This is a genomic window from Paraniabella hibiscisoli (assembly GCF_022512515.1).
Lineage (GTDB): Bacteria > Bacteroidota > Bacteroidia > Chitinophagales > Chitinophagaceae > Niabella > Niabella hibiscisoli.
The window spans coordinates 3,395,132-3,412,824 of the sequence record NZ_JAKWBK010000001.1; the positions used below are offsets into that span (position 1 = coordinate 3,395,132).

General features: G+C 47.6%; 19 protein-coding genes and 1 pseudogene. 14 read left to right on the forward strand and 6 right to left on the reverse strand.

The annotated features are described in order from the left end of the window. The first annotated feature begins 1 nt into the window (after position 1). The 9 genes from MKP07_RS21140 to MKP07_RS21180 all read left to right on the forward strand — a co-directional run bounded on the left by MKP07_RS21140 (position 2) and on the right by MKP07_RS21180 (position 7,924). The gene (locus MKP07_RS21140) at positions 2–1,996 is read left to right on the forward strand and encodes an FAD-dependent oxidoreductase (RefSeq protein WP_240848951.1); all 1,995 of its coding nucleotides are present in this window, start codon (positions 2–4) and stop codon (positions 1,994–1,996) included. After that, positions 1,996–2,784, forward strand: coding sequence for an SGNH/GDSL hydrolase family protein (locus tag MKP07_RS21145; protein WP_240848952.1), 789 nt, complete (start codon positions 1,996–1,998; stop codon positions 2,782–2,784). Before MKP07_RS21140 ends, MKP07_RS21145 begins: the two co-directional genes overlap by 1 nt. After that, entirely contained in the window at positions 2,784–3,041 is a 258-nt protein-coding gene (locus MKP07_RS21150) for a hypothetical protein (RefSeq protein WP_240848953.1), read from the forward strand. Before MKP07_RS21145 ends, MKP07_RS21150 begins: the two co-directional genes overlap by 1 nt. Next, the gene (locus MKP07_RS21155) at positions 3,008–4,681 is read left to right on the forward strand and encodes a glycoside hydrolase family 2 protein (RefSeq protein WP_240848954.1); all 1,674 of its coding nucleotides are present in this window, start codon (positions 3,008–3,010) and stop codon (positions 4,679–4,681) included. The genes MKP07_RS21150 and MKP07_RS21155 overlap by 34 nt, the downstream gene beginning before the upstream one ends. Continuing rightward, positions 4,669–5,499 carry a glycoside hydrolase family 2 protein gene (locus MKP07_RS21160; protein WP_240848955.1) on the forward strand — a complete coding sequence of 277 codons (831 nt, stop codon included), beginning with the start codon at positions 4,669–4,671 and terminating at the stop codon, positions 5,497–5,499. Before MKP07_RS21155 ends, MKP07_RS21160 begins: the two co-directional genes overlap by 13 nt. Positions 5,500–5,584: 85 nt before the next feature. Then, on the forward strand, positions 5,585–6,007 hold the full coding sequence (locus MKP07_RS21165; protein ID WP_240848956.1) for a glycoside hydrolase family protein: 423 nt from the start codon (positions 5,585–5,587) through the stop codon (positions 6,005–6,007). Continuing rightward, a complete protein-coding gene (locus MKP07_RS21170; RefSeq protein WP_240850978.1) occupies positions 6,007–6,582 on the forward strand; it encodes a glycoside hydrolase family 130 protein in 576 nt (191 codons plus the stop codon). The genes MKP07_RS21165 and MKP07_RS21170 overlap by 1 nt, the downstream gene beginning before the upstream one ends. 224 nt (positions 6,583–6,806) lie before the next feature. Beyond that, positions 6,807–7,220: a DUF4172 domain-containing protein gene (locus MKP07_RS21175; RefSeq protein ID WP_240848957.1), complete on the forward strand. Its 414-nt coding sequence runs from the start codon at positions 6,807–6,809 to the stop codon at positions 7,218–7,220. Further along, positions 7,217–7,924 (forward strand): Fic family protein, encoded by a 708-nt coding sequence (locus tag MKP07_RS21180; RefSeq protein ID WP_240848958.1) that lies wholly within the window; start codon positions 7,217–7,219, stop codon positions 7,922–7,924. Before MKP07_RS21175 ends, MKP07_RS21180 begins: the two co-directional genes overlap by 4 nt. A 5-nt stretch (positions 7,925–7,929) precedes the next feature. Here the strand turns inward: MKP07_RS21180 and MKP07_RS21185 are convergent, their stop codons facing one another. The 4 genes from MKP07_RS21185 to MKP07_RS21195 are packed head-to-tail and all read right to left on the reverse strand — an operon-like array spanning position 7,930 to position 11,906. Continuing rightward, positions 7,930–8,622: a response regulator transcription factor gene (locus MKP07_RS21185; protein WP_317236067.1), complete on the reverse strand. Its 693-nt coding sequence runs from the start codon at positions 8,620–8,622 to the stop codon at positions 7,930–7,932. Continuing rightward, the gene (locus MKP07_RS39195; RefSeq protein WP_262919406.1) at positions 8,583–8,705 is read right to left on the reverse strand and encodes a hypothetical protein; all 123 of its coding nucleotides are present in this window, start codon (positions 8,703–8,705) and stop codon (positions 8,583–8,585) included. The genes MKP07_RS21185 and MKP07_RS39195 overlap by 40 nt, the downstream gene beginning before the upstream one ends. A gap of 1 nt (position 8,706) precedes the next feature. Then, the gene (locus MKP07_RS21190; protein ID WP_240848959.1) at positions 8,707–10,791 is read right to left on the reverse strand and encodes a sensor histidine kinase; all 2,085 of its coding nucleotides are present in this window, start codon (positions 10,789–10,791) and stop codon (positions 8,707–8,709) included. 56 nt (positions 10,792–10,847) lie between these two features. Further along, on the reverse strand, positions 10,848–11,906 hold the full coding sequence (locus tag MKP07_RS21195; RefSeq protein WP_240848960.1) for a ligand-binding sensor domain-containing protein: 1,059 nt from the start codon (positions 11,904–11,906) through the stop codon (positions 10,848–10,850). A 343-nt stretch (positions 11,907–12,249) separates the two neighbouring features. Here MKP07_RS21195 and MKP07_RS21200 point away from each other — a divergent pair, with 343 nt between their 5' ends. From MKP07_RS21200 to MKP07_RS39200, 3 genes are all read left to right on the forward strand, one after another. Continuing rightward, on the forward strand, positions 12,250–13,524 hold the full coding sequence (locus MKP07_RS21200; RefSeq protein WP_240848961.1) for a glycoside hydrolase family 43 protein: 1,275 nt from the start codon (positions 12,250–12,252) through the stop codon (positions 13,522–13,524). A gap of 351 nt (positions 13,525–13,875) precedes the next feature. Further along, on the forward strand, positions 13,876–14,643 hold the full coding sequence (locus MKP07_RS21205; RefSeq protein ID WP_262919407.1) for a glycoside hydrolase family 43 protein: 768 nt from the start codon (positions 13,876–13,878) through the stop codon (positions 14,641–14,643). Next, the gene (locus MKP07_RS39200; protein WP_317235869.1) at positions 14,583–15,404 is read left to right on the forward strand and encodes a family 43 glycosylhydrolase; all 822 of its coding nucleotides are present in this window, start codon (positions 14,583–14,585) and stop codon (positions 15,402–15,404) included. The genes MKP07_RS21205 and MKP07_RS39200 overlap by 61 nt, the downstream gene beginning before the upstream one ends. A 220-nt stretch (positions 15,405–15,624) precedes the next feature. On the opposite strand, the gene MKP07_RS21215 is transcribed toward MKP07_RS39200, so the two are convergent. Next, positions 15,625–16,032 carry a hypothetical protein gene (locus MKP07_RS21215; protein ID WP_240848962.1) on the reverse strand — a complete coding sequence of 136 codons (408 nt, stop codon included), beginning with the start codon at positions 16,030–16,032 and terminating at the stop codon, positions 15,625–15,627. Between the two features lie 29 nt (positions 16,033–16,061). Between MKP07_RS21215 and MKP07_RS21220 the strand changes: the two genes are divergently transcribed. Next, positions 16,062–16,331: a hypothetical protein gene (locus MKP07_RS21220; RefSeq protein ID WP_240848963.1), complete on the forward strand. Its 270-nt coding sequence runs from the start codon at positions 16,062–16,064 to the stop codon at positions 16,329–16,331. 58 nt (positions 16,332–16,389) lie between these two features. Beyond that, positions 16,390–17,168: pseudogene (locus tag MKP07_RS21225) on the forward strand (glycoside hydrolase family 88/105 protein). 27 nt (positions 17,169–17,195) lie between these two features. Here the strand turns inward: MKP07_RS21225 and MKP07_RS21230 are convergent. Next, the gene (locus tag MKP07_RS21230; RefSeq protein WP_240848964.1) at positions 17,196–17,402 is read right to left on the reverse strand and encodes a hypothetical protein; all 207 of its coding nucleotides are present in this window, start codon (positions 17,400–17,402) and stop codon (positions 17,196–17,198) included. Between the last annotated feature and the right edge of the window lie 291 nt (positions 17,403–17,693).

A 17,693-nucleotide genomic window follows, 5' to 3' on the forward strand; every position in this document is an offset into this window, starting at 1 on the left:
TATGAAGAAAGTTCTGTTTGCTTTAGCCATCCTGGTATCTTTTGCAATAAAAGGCCAGGCTTTTCAGGTGCCTGCTCATGTAGATGTTTGTGTGTATGGCGGTACATCCGCAGGTGTAATAGCAGCCTATACGGCGGCGCTTCAAAAAAAGACAGTAGTATTGGTTGAACCCGGGCAAAGATTGGGCGGATTGTCTTCGGGCGGACTTGGCTTTACAGATATCGGTAATAAATATGTGGTAACCGGCCTTGCCCGTGATTTTTACAGGCGTATAGGGCAGCACTATGGAAGGTTTGAACAATGGATATTTGAACCAGGTGTTGCCGAAGCTGCTTTCCTGGCTTATATAAAAAGAGCGGGTGTAAAAGTGCTATATGGCAAGCGCCTCAATAAAGTAGATAAGGCGGGCACGGTGATACAGGCCGTTCATCTTGAAAATACTGATGGATCAGGCGGGTTGGTTCCACTGAAGGCTCAACAGTTTATCGACTGTTCTTATGAAGGAGACCTGATGGCAAAAGCGGGTGTGAGCTATACCACGGGGCGGGAGCCCAACAGTCTTTATAATGAAACCGTAAACGGTGTTCAGTTAAAAGACAAGCACCAGTTTCCCGAAGGGGTTGATCCTTACAGGATACCGGGTAAGCCTGAAAGCGGCCTGCTTTGGGGTATCAGCAAGGGTACTTTGCAGGAAAGCGGTTCGGGCGATGATAAGATACAAGCCTATAATTTTCGTATCTGTTTAACCAATGTGCCTGCCAACAGGTTGCCTGTCACACGTCCGGCAGATTATGATCCAGCGCGCTATGAATTGCTATTGCGTTATTTGTCGGTGAAGCCTACCAAAGACCTAGGGCAAATCCTTAAAATGGATCGTATGCCCAACGGTAAAACAGATATCAATAACCAGGGGCCTTTTTCTACCGATATGATCGGTATGAATTACGATTACCCTAATGGCGATTATGCTACCCGCGAAAAGATTTTTAAAGATCATGTCAGCTACACAAAAGGGTTGTTGTATTTTATAGGTAATGATAATCGTATGCCGCCGCCTGTTCGCGAACAGATGCTGCAATGGGGATACCCCAAAGATGAATATAAAGCCACGGGTCATTGGACGCCCCAGCTCTATGTGCGGGAGGCGCGCCGTATGACAGGCGCTTACGTGATGACACAAGCCAATTGCCAGCGCAAAGAAGTGGTGAACGATGGTGTAGGTATGGCTGCTTACACCATGGACTCTCATAACGCACAACGTATTGTGGTAAATGGTATGGTAAAGAATGAGGGCGATGTACAGCTTAAAGGTATACAGCCCTACCCGGTAGCTTATCGTTCCATAACACCCAGGCGTGAAGAATGTACTAACCTGCTGGTGCCGGTTTGTTTATCTGCCAGCCATATTGCTTACGGATCCATTCGCATGGAGCCGGTATTCATGGTGCTGGCACAGTCTGCAGCTACAGCGGCGTCTATGGCTATTGACGGTAAAACCGGTGTTCAGGATGTAGATATACAGTTGCTGCAACAGCGTTTAAAAGACGATCCATTGGCTGATGGAACTGCTGCTGAAATACTGGTAGATGATGCGGAGGCAAAAATCATAGGAGGACAATGGGAAAAAGAAACAGCAGGAGGCTACGGCCCCACGCTTTTGGTGAATAAAGAAGGAACGGAAGCATCGGTACAGTTTGCGCCCACCGTTACCCGGGCCGGCAATTATGCGGTTTATTTTTACTATCCAAGATTGCAGAAGGCATCCGCTCAAATAACCGTAAAGGTTTTTGATGGTACTAAAGATCTGGTAAAAACACTCCAGGCTAAAGATATACAGGTTACGGGGCAAACTTCCGGAGAATGGGTGAGTCTTGGAATGTATAAATTACCCGTGGGCAAGAAAGCCTATGTTGAAGTTTCGAACGCCGGCGCTAACGGTGCTATCGCTGCAGATGCTGTTTTATTTGTTCCGGTAAAATCCTCTAATAAACGGTAATGAATTCATCGAGAAGACAATTTCTGGAAAAAACTATGGGTTGTGTGGGTGGCCTTGTATTGGGTGGTATGCTACCCGCAGCTGCCGAAGACACTTTCATTCCTACACACCCGGAGCCTGGAAATGGTTTACCGGTGATCAATGCCGGCATCGGGGGTAATAATACGGTAGATTTATTAAAGCGGATAGAAAAAGACTGCCTGGCCCATCGCCCAAGGCTTACCATATTAATGGCAGGCACCAATGATATGAACAGTGTAAAGCATGTGCCACTGGCAGACTACGAAAAAAACCTGTCAGTCATTGCAGGCCGCATTACTGCATCAGGCAGCCATTTATTAATGATGACTATTTTGCCGGCTTATGAGCCCTACCTGCTTACCCGTCACCCGGCAGCGTTTTATCAGCCCGAGGGAGTGGTTGGTCGCCGCCGCAGGCAGGTCAATGATACTATCAGGAAGGTTGCCCAACAATACAAAGCCGTACTGCTGGATATCGAACAACGGTTCATGGCTGTAGGTAAAGTAGGTACAGGCAGAGATTCGCTGATCCGCAATGAGCAAAATGCAAACATAACGGACGGTATTCATCCTACGGCCAATGGGTACCGGTTTATGGCGCTGGCGGTTTATGATTGCATTGTATATAACCAACTTCCCACTAGTTCCATTGTTTGTTTTGGCGACAGTATTACCAGGGGAGATGGTTCAAACGATAAGGATAGCTATCCCGGCTATCTCAACCAATTACTAACTACGGCCAATGCCGTAAAAAAGGATGACTTATAATGAAGAAGAAAATATGGAGTGGTATACTGATGGGTACCATGCTCGCATCACTAGTAAAGGCACAGGCACAACAGGCGTTGTATGAAATGGACCGTTCATCTATGCAATCTGTTTCCCTCAACTCAACAGGTAGTGCAGTACAGAAGGGTTCCTGGTCGATGAAGAAGTTCAGCGAGGGCGGCGCAGGCGAACAGGTATCATCAGTAGGCAATGCTGCCAATGGTTGGTTGCCGGCCATAGTGCCGGAACGGTTTTAAATAGCCTGGTGTATAATAAAGTATACCCCGAGCCCTATTTCGGAGATAATAACCGCCGTTCGCGCGGGTTGATACCCGATATCCACGATGCCGGGGCTGATTTCTACCATTACTGGTTTCGGAAACCCTTTAAAGTGCCGGAAACTTTAAAAGGCAAAAAAATATGGCTCAAGTTTCACGGGATCAATTATAAGGCAGGAGTTTGGCTAAACGGTAAAAAGCTGGGTAGCATGGCTGGTATGTTTCAGCCTGCCGTTTTCGACGTGACAGATATCGTGCAGCGCAATGGAGATAATGTAGTAGCTGTGGAGGTAAAGCCGGTGGACTTTCCCGGAGACCTGTTTCGTAATAATAATAAGCGTACCGGTGCGGTGGGTGAAAATAATAATGGGGGAGATGGAGAAATGGGTAAGAATGTCTCCATGCTAATGTCGGTGGGCTGGGACTTTTCGGTGCCCGACGGTACGCGCGACCGCAATACCGGTATCTGGCGCGATGTGGAATTGTATAGTACCGGCGATGTAGTTTTGGCACATCCTTTTGTTCAAACCTATCTGCCCTTACCCGATACCACGGTGGCTATGGAAACAATATCAGTAGAAGTAAGTAATGCCACGCAGCAGCCCCAGTCGGGGAACCTTACCGGTACGATTGCCGGTACTAATATCCGCTTTGAGACCAGCCTGGTGCTGCAACCCGGCGAAACCCGGCAGGTGGTATTTCGCCCGGCCGATTACCCGCAATTGAAGATCAAAAATCCAAAGTTGTGGTGGCCCATCAATAAAGGCGGGCAACACCTGTATGAGTTAACGCTTCAATTTGAAAAAGATCAAATCGTCAGTCACCAGCTTAAGACCCGTTTTGGCATAAGGCAGGTACAAACAGACCGGTCAACACCCGATAAGTCGCGGCGCTTTATAGTAAACGGACATCCTGTTTTCGTAAGAGGCACCAATTGGGTGCCCGAAGCCATGCTGCGCGGATCCGTTCACAGAACGCGTACGGAGCTTAGGTATACCCGCCAGGGAGGCTTTAACCTGGTTCGGTTATGGGCCGGCGGTATAGCAGAGTCCGACGAATTTTACCGGACATGCGATGAGCTGGGACTGTTGGTTTGGAACGAGTTCTGGATCACAGGCGATACGCGTTTCCCGGCTGATACCGCCCTTTATTTTCAAAACCTGGAAGCTACCGTAAAACGCATCCGTTCGCATCCTTCAGTGGCTTACTACGTGGCGGCTAATGAGTCGAAAGAAATACCGGGCACGCAGGCCCGGATATTTGCCCTGGATTCAACCATCGGCTACCAGGAGCAATCCGAATGCTGTGGTGTGCATGATGGCAGTCCCTATAAGTATGAGAACCCGATGCAATATTTTGAGAATACAGCCTCACCAAGAGGCAGCCGTGTAGATGGGTTTAATCCGGAGTATGGCACACCTAGTTTGCCGCTACTGGAGTCGCTAAAAGAAATGATGCCCGCAAAAGATCTCTGGCCCATTAATGATTCGGTGTGGAACTACCTCGATGGTAATGGCTTTCATAATATCACTACCAAATACCGCCAGGCGGTTAATGAATTTGGCCCCTCCCGTTCTATTGAAGAATACGCTAAAAAGCACAACTGGTGGGCGCGCTGAACTACAGGGCTATTGGCGAAGTATGGAATTACAATAAGTTTGGCTGGGGCGACCGCTTTGCCTCGGGGTTTTTGTTCTGGTATAATAACAGTCCGCTACCTCAAACGGCCAGCCGAATGTACGATTGGTATTTACGACCTACGGCTGCGCTATACTATTCACAAAACGGCCTGGCGCCGCTGCATCCGCAGTTCGATTATCTTAAAAATACCGTATCCGTATATAACGATTACCGTAAAGCCTTCCCCGATCATACTGTTGAGGCCCGTATCTATGATATCAACTCAAAGCTGGTATATACCGGTTCGAAGAAGATATCGATACCGGCCGATGGTACCGTAAAAGATGCACTGCAGTTATCCTTCAGCGATAGCTTAACTCAGGTGCATTTCATAAAACTATCACTGAAATCGCCGGCTGGTAAAGAAGTAGGCGAAGCGTTTTACTGGCGGTCAAAGGATGCTTATAAAGGCGCCTGGACAATTACCGGTCCTGCTGTTTCCGGCTTCTCCGATATCAACAAGTTGCCAGAGGCGCAACTAACTGGAGCCGTTAAAAAACGTGTGCAGAACGGTAAAGTATGGCTCGATATGCAGGTGAAGAATGTATCGGATAAAATCTCATTTTTTACACAGGTTCGGTTAACCGATAAAGCCAATGCGGTTATACCTGCTGTATTTTATTCGGATAATTTCTTTTCGCTGCTACCGGGAGAAGCCCGTACCGTTACTTTGGAAGTAAGCGAAAAAGCCTGGAGCCAGGTAAAGGGATTGTCGGTAGAGGCTTTTAATACAAAGGCACTCCAATTAAAGTTATAATTGGTATTACCCCAACCATCAACAGGGTGGGTAGCCACAGATCATAATAAATATATGATATGAACAGGTTTTTTTAAGAGCGATATTGCCGGCTGTTTTTATATCCGCAGCAGTTACTGCTACGGCACAGCAGTTACCCGGCTGGGCACTGGGACCTTTTGTAAGGCCCGCAGGCGTTAATCCTATTATAGTGCCCAATGCACAAACCTTGTTCTTTGATCCCATGAGCCGCAAAAACCTGGCCTGGGAGGCGGGAGATGTGTTCAACCCCGCGGCAGTCGTAAAGAATAATAAGGTGTGCGTGTTGTACCGTGCCGAAGATGAATCGGGCAAGGGTATTGGCAAACGTACATCAAGGCTGGGCCTCGCCGAAAGCAAGGATGGTATTGTTATGAAGAAAAGCCCCAAACCGGTTTTTATCCTGATGACGACGGGCAAAAAGAAAATGAGTGGCCGGGTGGCTGTGAAGATCCACGTATCGCCGTTACTGCAGAGGGATTGTATGTGATGCTGTATACGCAATGGAACCGCAAAGTGGCCCGCCTGGCCGTGGCTACTTCCAGGGACCTGGTTAAATGGACCAAGCATGGGCCTGCCTTTGCCAAAGCTTATAACGGCAAATTCAAAGATATGTTTTGTAAGTCTGGCTCTGTGGTAACGAAACTTGAAAAAGGGAAACAGGTAATTACGAAAGTCAATGGTAAGTATATGATGTATTGGGGAGAGCGCTTTATGAATATTGCTGTTTCCGATGACCTGGTTAACTGGACACCAACGCTCGGTGAAGACGGTAAGCTCGATATGATTGTAAAACCCAGAAACGGTTATTTCGATAGCGACCTAACCGAATGTGGTCCGCCTGCCCTGGTAACCGATAAAGGCATTTTGGTATTGTACAACGGTAAAAATAAAGGCAATAAAGATCGCGATACCAATTATACCGCCAATACCTATGCGGCCGGCCAGGTTTTGTTCGATTTGAATAATCCTTCCAAAGTGATCAGTCGTCTCGATCAGCCTTTTTTGTGCCCACCGAGCCTTTTGAAAAAAGTGGCCAGTACCCGGCAGGCACTGTTTTTATAGAAGGACTGGTGGTGTATTTTAAAAGCAAATGGTTTTTATATTATGGCTGCGCCGACAGCAGGGTAGGTGTAGCTGTTTTCGATCCACATACTAAATAACTCCCGCAATAAAAGAAGGTGTTTTTGCGGCGAATAATGCCATTTTGATAATTTTTACACTTATTCACCGCATATTTTGCGGCGAATAATTTTATTTGCGGCGAATAAGGGCTATTTTCGCCGCAAATGCGTGCTCATGCTACATATATACACCATTTAAAGGACTGGCCCGGTTTTACCTGGGACACAGCCCGGTTACAGCCTATATTAAATGAGCTGAGGTTAAAACAGGTTCGTTTATTATCCCGCATGGGCAATTTAGGGTTTCCGCTTCGGGTGGAGGCCAATCTCAACATGATCACACTTGATATTGTTAAGTCCAGCGAAATAGAGGGCGAAGTATTGAATCCCGGGGTGGTGAGATCTTCTGTTGCCAGAAGGTTGGGTATAGAAGATGCAGGCACAGCTGTAATCGACCGTAACGTGGAAGGTGTGGTAGAAATGATGCTGGATGCCACTTCAAATTATAAAAAACGCTTACTGAAGAGCGGCTATTTGGCTGGCAGGCCGCTATGTTTCCAACCGGCAGAAGCGGCATGACTAAGATCGTGACCGGCGGCTGGAGAGATAATGCGGTAAACGATCCAATGCAGGTAATCTCCGGTATGATGGGAAGGGAGAACATACATTTCCAGGCTCCCGATGCTGTGTTATTGCCCGATGAAATGTTTGCTTTTTTAAAATGGTTGAATAATGTAGTGGATATAGATCCTTTTGTTGTTGCCGCTATCGCCCATTTATGGTTTGTTACTATTCACCCGTTTGATGACGGTAATGGCAGGATTGCGCGTTCCATTACAGACATGCTGCTGGCAAGAGCTGATGAAAGCTCGCTTCGTTTTTATAGCATGTCGGCACAGTTAAGAAAAGAGCGTAACCGTTATTACCATATCCTTGAGGAAACACAGCAAGGAAGTATGGAGATAACTGCATGGCTGATCTGGTTTATGGCCTGCCTTGATCGGTCTATAAGTACCAGTGAAGAAATATTGGCAGATGTATTGTACAAAAATGCTTTTTGGAGAACGCATGCTATGACGGTTCTGAATAAACGGCAACAGCTGATGCTTGCAAAGATTCTGGATGGTTATGCAGGTAAAATTACGTCGTCTAACTGGGCCAGGCACACAGGTAGTTCGCTAGATACTTCGAACCGGGATATTAATGATCTCATACAAAAAGGCATACTGGAAAAAGGACCTGCAGGAGGCCGCAGCACCAGCTATTTACTGGCTGATTTTTAAGGAGTTTACCGGCTATTTTCCCCCTCTTGTAAAGAAGCATAATAAGCTTCCGGCGACATTTTATACTGTGCTTCAAAACCACGGCTGAAATTCAGCTCCGAGCTAAAACCGGTCTGCTTCATAATCTCTGCCAGCGAAAGCTTATTCTCTGCCATCAATGCGGCCGCTTTTTTAAACCGGGTCATATCCACAAATTCTTTGGGAGATAAAGACATCAGGGCCGTGATCTTACGATAAAAAGTAGCACGGCTCATAAACAGATGTTCTGCCAGCGCGTCAAAATCTATATTAGGGTCTTTCATATTGGCCTCAATATATGCTTCCAGTTCATTCAAAAACAGTTCGTCTTTTTTAGAGCGTACCGGTACCTGCACGTGCGCAAAAGGGTCATTGGCAAAATGATCTTTTATTTTGATGCGGTTGCGGAGCAGGTTTTGAATCTGGGATAATAATAAGTCAACCGAAAAGGGTTTCTGAATATAGGCATCAGCGCCTACCTGGAGGCCCTCAATATGCGCATGGTGCGTGTTCTTAGAAGTCAGCAGGATGATGGGTATATGGCTGTAAGCTACATTGGACTTGATCAGCTGGCAAAGCGCAAAGCCATCCATGCCCGGCATCATTACATCCGATATAATCAGGTGAATGATTTCTGTGTCTAAAATCTGTTGTGCTTTCCTGCCTCGGGCGCTGTATATATTTTATACGTGTATCCCAGTATATGCGATAAAAAATCAAGCACATCCTGTTCGTCGTCAATAATAAGAATCGTGTCGGTCATATTATTTTGTTTTTTTCCAGCTGCCTAATTGAAATTCTATTTCCTGGTGTATGGGCAGCCTCAGTTCAAAACACACCTGGTCGCGCTCGCCCGATAGCAGCTGCAGCGTACCGTTATGCAGTTCGGTAAGGGATCGCGCCAGCGATAAGCCAATGCCGGTGCCTGGTTTATTATCGCCTCCCACCCGTACAAAGGGTTCAAATATCTGCTGCCTGTACTCGGGTGGAATGCCCTTGCCGTCGTTATTAAAATAAATGGTGAAATAGCCATTTTTTTCCTCCACCTTTTCAATAACAATGCTGGCATAAGTAGCTGCATATTTAAGCGCATTCGATATCAGGTTTGAGCATATTTTAATAAAGGCTTCCCGGTCTACAAAAGCCATAAAGTTGTAGGCGGGTGCTTGCAGTTCCAGTCTAACCGGGCTGGCTTCCGCCTGTTGTTTAAAACCCTCTGCCACATCGGTGATAAGTGCTGTAATATCTGTCTTCACAAAATTCAGACTGAACTGGTTGGCCTCGGTTTTCCTAAAGTCCAGCAGTTGGCTGGTAAGCGACACCAGCCTGCGGGTATTTTTCTCCGCAATAGTGAGGCTTTTATTAATCTCGGGATCTTTGCCAAATTGCCGCATCAGCCATTCTATAGGCCCCGATATCAATGTTAACGGTGTTTGTATCTCGTGGGTAATATGGGTAAAGAACTCGATCTTGGCCTGGTAGATCTCTTTTTCCTTCTCGTGCTCAAACAGCTGCAGCTTCCGCAGGTTTTTTCTTTCCAGGTTCTGGCGATACATACGCGTACTGATAAATACGGCTGCTGCTAATAAAAGTATATAAAACAGGTAAGCAATATTACTTTTCCAGAAGGGTGGGCGTATCCTGATAAATAACCGGCGCTCTTTGCCCAGCCAGCTGCCGGTGTTGCTTTCTGCCTGCACAATAAACTCGTAATCGCCATGGGTGAGGTCGGTAAAGAAAGCCTTGCGGTTAGTGTTCAGGTAAGTCCAGCCATCATCCATCCCCTTCATACGGAATTTGTAGCGGGTAACCTGGGGCGAAGAGTAGTTCAGGGCCGCAAACTCAATACTGAAATTGTTCTGATCGTGGTTGAGTACCAGTGTATCGGTATAAAAGATCGACCTTGCCAAAGGGCTTCCGGGCTCGCCTGGTTCTACATCTTTATTGTTGATCTGGAAACCCGTGATATAAGTAGGCGGGCTCGGCTCTGGTTGGCTGAAGGCGGCCGGATCAAATGCGATCATACCTTTTACCGATCCAAAATACATACTTCCATCCGTATGCTTGTAAGCTGAGTTGTAATTAAACTGGTCGGTAAGCAAGCCATTGGCCTGGGTATACACTTTTATTTTTTCGGTAATAGTGTTAAAGCAGATCAGGCCCTTCAGGGAGCTGATCCACAGGTTGCCTGAGTTGTCTTCCAGTATGCTGTACAGCACATTGCTGGGCAGGCCCGTTTTGGTACCAAATTTCTTTACGATCTTTTTATCGGGTCCTACTTTAATGAGGCCGCCGCCGGTGGTAGCAAACCACAAAAATCCTTTGTGGTCTTCCCAGATGCTGTAAACAGCAAATTCGTTTACTACCGTATTATTCACCGTATCTCCAAAACGTATATTGCCCTGCTCACCGGTTTTGGGGTGGTAATAGTAGGCGCCTCTTGATACGCTTCCCGTCCAGATATTTCCCTTGCTGTCTTGCCTGATGTCCCAGGTATAACTGTTGTAGGGTATCTGCGGCACCCGTTTAAAAGTTTTGGTAACCGGGTTATAGCTAAGCAGACTGGCGCCATGGTAGGCGCTGCCCACCAGTATCGTACTGTCCCTGGTAAGGTAAATGCAGGAAACAAAATCAATGACCTGCTCGGCGCTGTCTTTAATCACCTTAAAACGGTCGGTTACCTTGCCGGTACGGGTATCCATAATATCCATGCCATTATAGAACATGCCTACAAATAAGCGGTTATCCAGGGCCAGCAGCCCATGCACATTGTAGTAAGCAATATCATCTTTCTTACCGGTTGCGGTATAATGTGTAAACAGCCCGGTTGTCAGGTCCAGCCGGTTCACGCCGGCATCTTCCGTGCCAATCCAAAGCTGTCCTTTGGGATCGGCAACAATTTTTCTTACAGCATTGCCCGAGATGGAATTAGCCCCGGGTAGCGGATAGTATTTTTAAAGCGGGCATTCTCTTTAGAGTAGTAATTAATGCCTCCGAAATAAGAGCCTACCCACATGCCTCCCTGCCGGTCTTTGCAAAAAGTATATACCGGGTTATCGTTTAAGGAGTAAGGATCGTTCAGTCTTTTTTGCAGGTGCTGCGCCGTGTTAGCGGCACGGTCGTAAATATAAATACCCGACTCGGTGGCGATCCAGTACTGTTCTCCCTCGCCGCGAATAATATCACGTACATAAATAGAAGCCCGCGGATCTTTTACCAGCGACAGAGATTGGCAAACACCGGTTTGATGGTTATAGAGCTTCAGTCCCTGGGTAAAGCAGCCGATCAGCACTTCCTGCCCGTTGATGGGATATATTTTACTGATCGATCTTAAATGAGCCGGTGTGCGTTCGTCAATGATGCGGGTATTGACCAAATTGCCGGTCTTAAAATTGTACCGGCCAATCGTACCATCTTCCCGCCCGATCCATAAGCCTGTGTTGCCATCGGTGGCCATACAGGCGGCCTGCAGGTTTGTTGGTATTAACCGGTTCTTATTAATCTGGTATTGGTGCAGGGTGCCATTAGTAATAAACCAAAGACGCTCCCGGTTATCCTTTACCAAGTGGTGGATGTAACCGGCAGGCACGGCGGCAACCCGTATGGATAGTTCCTGGTAGGGGTCGTAACTAAACAGCCCTTTGGCCGTGGCTACCCATAATTTGCCCTTGCGGCCTTCGGTAACCACGTTCACAATATTATTGCCGATATTATCGAAGGTAGATTTGCGGTTATCGCAGGGCTTAAAACTGTACCCGTCAAAACGGTTGAGCCCGGCCCGGGTGCCCACCCATATCATACCGTTCTCATCCTGTATCACCGAGGTTACTGCATTATGCAACAAACCATCATCTACCTGGTAATGTTTAAAGTAATACTGACCATGGATAGAAAAAGGAACAAGCTGTAACAGCAGGCTTAAAGCAATAACGTAATACAGAAAGCGCATCATAACGATCTTCAAATATAGAACAAGGTGGTTAGAATCGCTCTTTTATACCCGTTGAATTATGCAGGCCAGATTACTGTTTCGGGTATTTGAAACGATTGCACAAAATGTTGAACAGGCAGTATGAACGGCGTGTATTTATTTTGTCCCTGTATTATTAAAGAGCCGGGTAGCTCCTTATGCGGGCTGTCTGCAATGGATTGCTTTGTAAACGCCAGGGCGTGTGATAACGGTTGCAGTTATAAACGGTGGCAACCGCCTACAACAAGTATTTCAATAGCTGCAGACTTCATGTTACCCGTTCAGTCTCCGTGTAGGCCGCTGCGGTTTCTAACCAGTTTAGACCAGTCGTTTTTACATGCAGAAAAAGATCCAAACAATATTCAACTATGCGCTTGCTTTTTTCATTAGTCCTGTTTTTTGTGTCGCTTATTCCCATTCCCAGCAACTGGTTTTACCGGCCGATCATCCCGATCCGTCTGTCGTAAAAATAGGGGCCGAGTACTGGGCTGCGGGCACCACTTCCAATTGGTTCCCGGCTTTCACGCTTTACCGTTCCAATGACCTGGTGAACTGGAAGGCTTCAGGGCATGTATTTAACCAGATGCCCGCCTGGGCAGATTATTATATGTGGGCGCCCGAAATTACTTACGAAAATGGCAAAGTATACCTGTATTATACCGGGCATAAAAAAGGCGGCAGTCTTTGTATTGCAGCGGCTGTAGCCGACAGGCCGGAAGGACCTTACCGGGACCTGGGGCCGCTGATGTGTGAAGCCGATGGCTCTATTGATGCGTTCCCTATGCGCGATGAGCAGGGAAAGCTGTATATGATATGGAAGGAAGATGGCAACAGCAAAGGCAAGCCTACTCCTATTTGGGCGCAGGAGATGAAGGAAGACCGTACCGGTTTGCTGGGTGTTAAAAAGGAACTGTTTCGTGCTGATAGTCCCTGGGAAAAAGGGCTGGTAGAAGGTGTATCTATCATACAGCGCCAGGGGTATTTCTATGCTTTTTATGCAGCGGCAGCTTGCTGTGGTAAAACCTGCAGCTATGGTACCGGCGTAGCCCAGGCCAAAAACCTGCTGGGGCCATGGGAGAAATTTCCCGGCAACCCTGTATTGGCCGATAATGCAGACTGGAAATGTCCGGGCCATGGAACGCCCGTGGAAAAAGATGGTCGCTTTTATTATTTGTACCATGGCTACAGCAAGGCCAGCGGCGCTTATGGCGGTCGCCAGGGCTTGTTGAGCGAGTTTACTTTTACTAAAGATGGCTGGCTGCAATTTATCGATCAACCAGGCAACAAAGGGCCGGTAGTGCCCACCACGGTTATCGATCTTTTTGCCGGCAGTCAATTGGCCGATGCCTGGCACTGGAGCGTTTTTCAGCCCGTGCGGGCCAAAGTAGCACAAAATACCCTGCAGCTGCAGGCGCTTCCCGGCAATGGCGGCGCTTATGTAGGCCGCTCGGTAATGGCGGTTCATTACGAGGCGCAGGTAACCCTGCAAAAAAACAGCACGGCCCAGGCCGGGCTGGCGCTGGTGGGCGACGATAAAAATATGGTGTACGCCAGCGTCCATAAAAACAAGATCCGCCTGGTTCAGCTTAAAAAGACCATGAAACCGTGTTGATGGAAACGGTCATCTCCAACGCTCCATGGCTGCTGCTAAAAGTGCAGGTAACCGGTAATACCGGGGCCCGCTTTTATACAGCACCAATGGCAGGCAATTTAAAACCTTGAACACTGAGCCGGTAGATATTGCTTTTTGCCTCCCTGGGACCGTGCCGTACGCATAGCCCTGCTGGCCAAAGGCCCTACCAGCCAACAGGCTTTCTTAAAAAATTTATGATCAATAACCAGCCTGATCATTTGCTGGCAAAGCCGGCAGTAAGCCCCACCGGCGTTAGCGCAGCGCTGCGTTAGCTACCCCGGCGGCCCTTTGTAAGTAGCCTAAACCTGTAATTTTTTTGATATGCTATATATGAAACGATTGTTACTAACCACGCTTTTGCTGAGTGCAGTATTAAGCTGGAGCGCCTGCCAGAAGAGCTCTGAGGCGGGGCCTGAAGATCCCGGTACCGAGAACCCACCGCCAAAAGGCGATGATCTTTCGGGCCTTACCGCCGATACGCATTTTACCAACCCGGTTATGCCCGGCGGGCCCGATCCCTGGGTAGTGCAAAAAAATGGCGTTTATTATTACATGTATACCCAGGGTGGCCGGCTGGTGATACTCGAAACCCGTGCCATGTCGGAGCTGGCTTCTTCACGCCGTTACGAGGTATGGGTGCCGCCTGCGGGGCAGATGTACTCTAAAAACCTCTGGGCGCCTGAGCTGCACGAAATTGATGGCAAATGGTATATTTATTTTGCGGCTGATGATGGGGCCAATGCCAATCACCGCATGTATGTACTGGAAAATACCGCGCCTACACCTGTAGAGGGTACCTGGATATTAAAGGGTAAGGCAGCCGACCCTTCCGATCTCTGGGCTATTGATGGTACCATATTTAAGCATAACGGTCAACTCTACATGGCCTGGTCGGGTGGTAATGCCGGTGCGCCGCCACAAAATATTTACGTTGCCCGTATGAGCAACCCGTGGACCATCAGCAGCGAAAAAGTAATGATCGCCACGCCTAATTTCGACTGGGAGAAAAAGGTAATCCTATTAACGAAGGGCCGCAGGTGCTCACCAACCCGCAGGGCCGCGTATTTATTGTATACTCGGGCAGCGGTTATTGGGTAGACGGTTATTGCCTGGGCCTGCTGAGCCTGAAGGAAAACGGCGACCCGATGAACCCGGCAGACTGGACCAAAAGAAACCAGCCGGTATTTGCTATGCGGGCGGAGAGCAGCGCTTATGGCCCCGGTCATAACGGCTTCTTTAAATCGCCCGACGGTAAGGAAGACTGGATCATTTACCATGCGCGTACCAAACCTGGTGGCGGCGACGATAATGCCCGTAACCCGCGCATTCAACGCTTTAGCTGGAACAGTGATGGTTCGCCCAATTTTGGACTACCCTGGGATATTGCCGTGGCTTATGCCCGGCCTTCGGGAGAGAAGAAGCGCTATAGCTATCCTAAAACCGGCTGGACCATTGTCGGCTTCAGCTCAGAGGAAACGGCCAACAGTCGCCTGGCTTCCCGCCTTATCGATAATAATACCACCACTTACTGGATCACCCGCTACTCCACCGAGCCTACCGATTACCCGCAGCACTGGATCACGGTAGATATGGGTGTGGTTGCCAAAGTAGATGGCTTTATGGTGCACCAAAAGGAGGGCGACCGTAAAATAAAAGAACTGCAGGTACAGGTAAGTAACGATAATGCCAGCTGGGAAACCCTGGGTACTTACCCCCTGAATAATATCGATCTAATGAAGCAATATGTCGATCTGCCTGCGCAAAAGCAGTTCCGCTATTTTAAGCTGGTGCCGCAATCGGGCCACGATGGGCAGAAACAGCCGGGACTGGCGGAAGTAGGGACGTATAGGATGGAGTAGGGAAGGGGATGTTGGAGGAAAGATGTTAGATGGCAGATGTTCGATTCTAGATGCTAGATGGCAGATGTTAGATGACAGATGCTAGGTGACGGGAAGGGGCAATGGTGAATGGTGAATAGTCAGTAGTGATTAGGGAGTGGTCGTACCACCTACATCGTGCAGCGTTGAAAGATGACGAGGGGGTGAACATTGGGTAAGGGATATTGGTTATGGGACATTTTCAACTGTTGCTGTTAGGCGACAGATGGCAGATGACAGATGACGGATAACTAAAAGAGGGGGCAATGGTGAATGGTGAATAGTGAATAGTGAATAGTGAATAGTCGTACATCGTATCACCTACATCGTACAGAGTTGAAGATGACGAGGGGGTGAACATCGGGCAATAATGAATAATGAATAGTGAATAATGAGTAGGAAATAGGGAGTAATCGTACATCGTATCACCTACATCGTACAGAGTTGAAGATGACGAGGGGGTGAACATCGGGCAATAATGAATAATGAATAGTGAATAATGAGTAGGAAATAGGGAGTAATCGTACATCGTATCACCTCTATCGTATAGAGTTGAAATATGAAGATCGATTACAGGGCATTGAATATTGAACGGAACGTATGCCATCAACTATCAACGATGAACTTTAAATAAAAGGAATGATGTATAAACGTAGTATTGTCTTTTTACTGATGTGGCTGCCTGCCTTATTTGCGGGAGCACAAAAGAGTGCTTTAACGGGTTTTCCCAAAGGGTACACGCCCGAAGAAGTGGGCCGGCTTATTGCCTATCGCATGGTATACTCCAAACATGCGCTGCATGCGGGTAAATGGATCGGGTATCCGGAGACTTTTTCTGGACCGGGGCCCTGCATTATGCACAGCTCACCAAGGATGAGATGTTGCTGGGCTTTTAGAGAAAAGGTTTGAGCCGCTGTTTACTACCGAAAAAGAACTGTTACCCATACAAAATCATGTGGACCTGAATATGTTTGGCAGCCTGCCGTTAACGCTATGGCAGCTTACTAAAGATCAGCGTTATTTAAACCTGGGCCTGCCTTATGCACAAACCCAGTGGCAGGTACCGGCCAATGCCAAAGCCGATGAAAAAGCCTGGGCTGATAAAGGCTATAGCTGGCAAACCCGGCTCTGGATCGATGATATGTACATGATCACCATTGTGCAAACCCAGGCCTATAAAGCCACGGGCGATGCGGTATATATTAACCGGGCCGCTAAAGAAATGGCGCTTTATCTTGATGAGCTGCAGCGCCCCAACGGCCTGTTTTACCATGCGCCCGATGTGCCTTTTTACTGGGGCCGGGGTAATGGCTGGATGGCCGCCGGTGTAACCGAGCTATTGCGCTACCTGCCCACCACCAACCCGCATTATGCACGTATCCTTAAAGGTTATAAAGCCATGATGAGCAGCTTAAAGAATTTTCAGCGGTCCGATGGTATGTGGAACCAATTGATTGATGAGCCGGATTGCTGGGCCGAAACCTCGGGCTCGGCGATGTTTGCCTATGCGTTTATTACCGGGGTAAAAAAGGCTGGCTGGATGCTGCTACCTATGGCCCGGCCGCCCGTAAAGCCTGGCTGGCCATGGTAAAATATGTGAACCACCAGGGCGCGGTATCAGAAGTATGCGTGGGTACCAATAAAAAGAACGATAAACAATATTATTACGACCGCCCCCGCGCCACCGGCGACTACCATGGCCAGGCGCCTTATTTATGGTGCGTAAGGGCGCTGCTGGAGAAGTAAGGATGCTACTTAGTACGCTAGATCTACTTATTGTTCCCATTTGCATAGTGTTTTACCACTGATAATAGCGCTGTCTAATGTGGTGGATAGAATATGGTAATTACAGTTGCTTAATCCCCGGCATTGATCGGTAAGATGATACCGCTTGCCTGACTGGCTACCACATACAAATACAGTATTGGTTTTGCAACTTTTAATACTAATGACTAATAATACAAAAAACACTGTTTTCACTTGCTTGAATTAAAGCAAAAAAGAATAGTTGAGGGTGGTGTTTTGAGATATACAACGGCCAGGCTACTAATTGGTTTATTATATTTTGGACTTTATTGCGAATGACAAGGTTTGCTGCAATGCTTACAGCCATTTACACGAGTGTAATAACTTTTGGCTTCTGCAACAGCAGAAAAGCAGGATGGATATTCACCCAAATATAACCTGTTTGCTGCTGCAGGAAGCCAACTGCAGGTTTGTTCATGTACTTCGTGATCTCCATTGGATTGCGCTTGTTTGTTAACGTAGTAA

What these genes read in the sequence shown, in the direction of transcription:
- MKP07_RS21175 (WP_240848957.1), top strand. Translation starts at nt 6,807, where the DNA reads ATGCGTGCTCATGCTACATATATACACCATTTAAAGGACTGGCCCGGT.
- MKP07_RS21200 (WP_240848961.1), top strand. Translation starts at nt 12,250, where the DNA reads ATGCAGAAAAAGATCCAAACAATATTCAACTATGCGCTTGCTTTTTTC.
- MKP07_RS21140 (WP_240848951.1), top strand. Translation starts at nt 2, where the DNA reads ATGAAGAAAGTTCTGTTTGCTTTAGCCATCCTGGTATCTTTTGCAATA.
- MKP07_RS39195 (WP_262919406.1), bottom strand. Translation starts at nt 8,705, where the DNA reads ATGACCGACACGATTCTTATTATTGACGACGAACAGGATGTGCTTGAT.
- MKP07_RS21180 (WP_240848958.1), top strand. Translation starts at nt 7,217, where the DNA reads ATGACTAAGATCGTGACCGGCGGCTGGAGAGATAATGCGGTAAACGAT.
- MKP07_RS21220 (WP_240848963.1), top strand. Translation starts at nt 16,062, where the DNA reads ATGATGTATAAACGTAGTATTGTCTTTTTACTGATGTGGCTGCCTGCC.
- MKP07_RS21205 (WP_262919407.1), top strand. Translation starts at nt 13,876, where the DNA reads ATGAAACGATTGTTACTAACCACGCTTTTGCTGAGTGCAGTATTAAGC.
- MKP07_RS21145 (WP_240848952.1), top strand. Translation starts at nt 1,996, where the DNA reads ATGAATTCATCGAGAAGACAATTTCTGGAAAAAACTATGGGTTGTGTG.
- MKP07_RS21170 (WP_240850978.1), top strand. Translation starts at nt 6,007, where the DNA reads ATGCTGTATACGCAATGGAACCGCAAAGTGGCCCGCCTGGCCGTGGCT.
- MKP07_RS21150 (WP_240848953.1), top strand. Translation starts at nt 2,784, where the DNA reads ATGAAGAAGAAAATATGGAGTGGTATACTGATGGGTACCATGCTCGCA.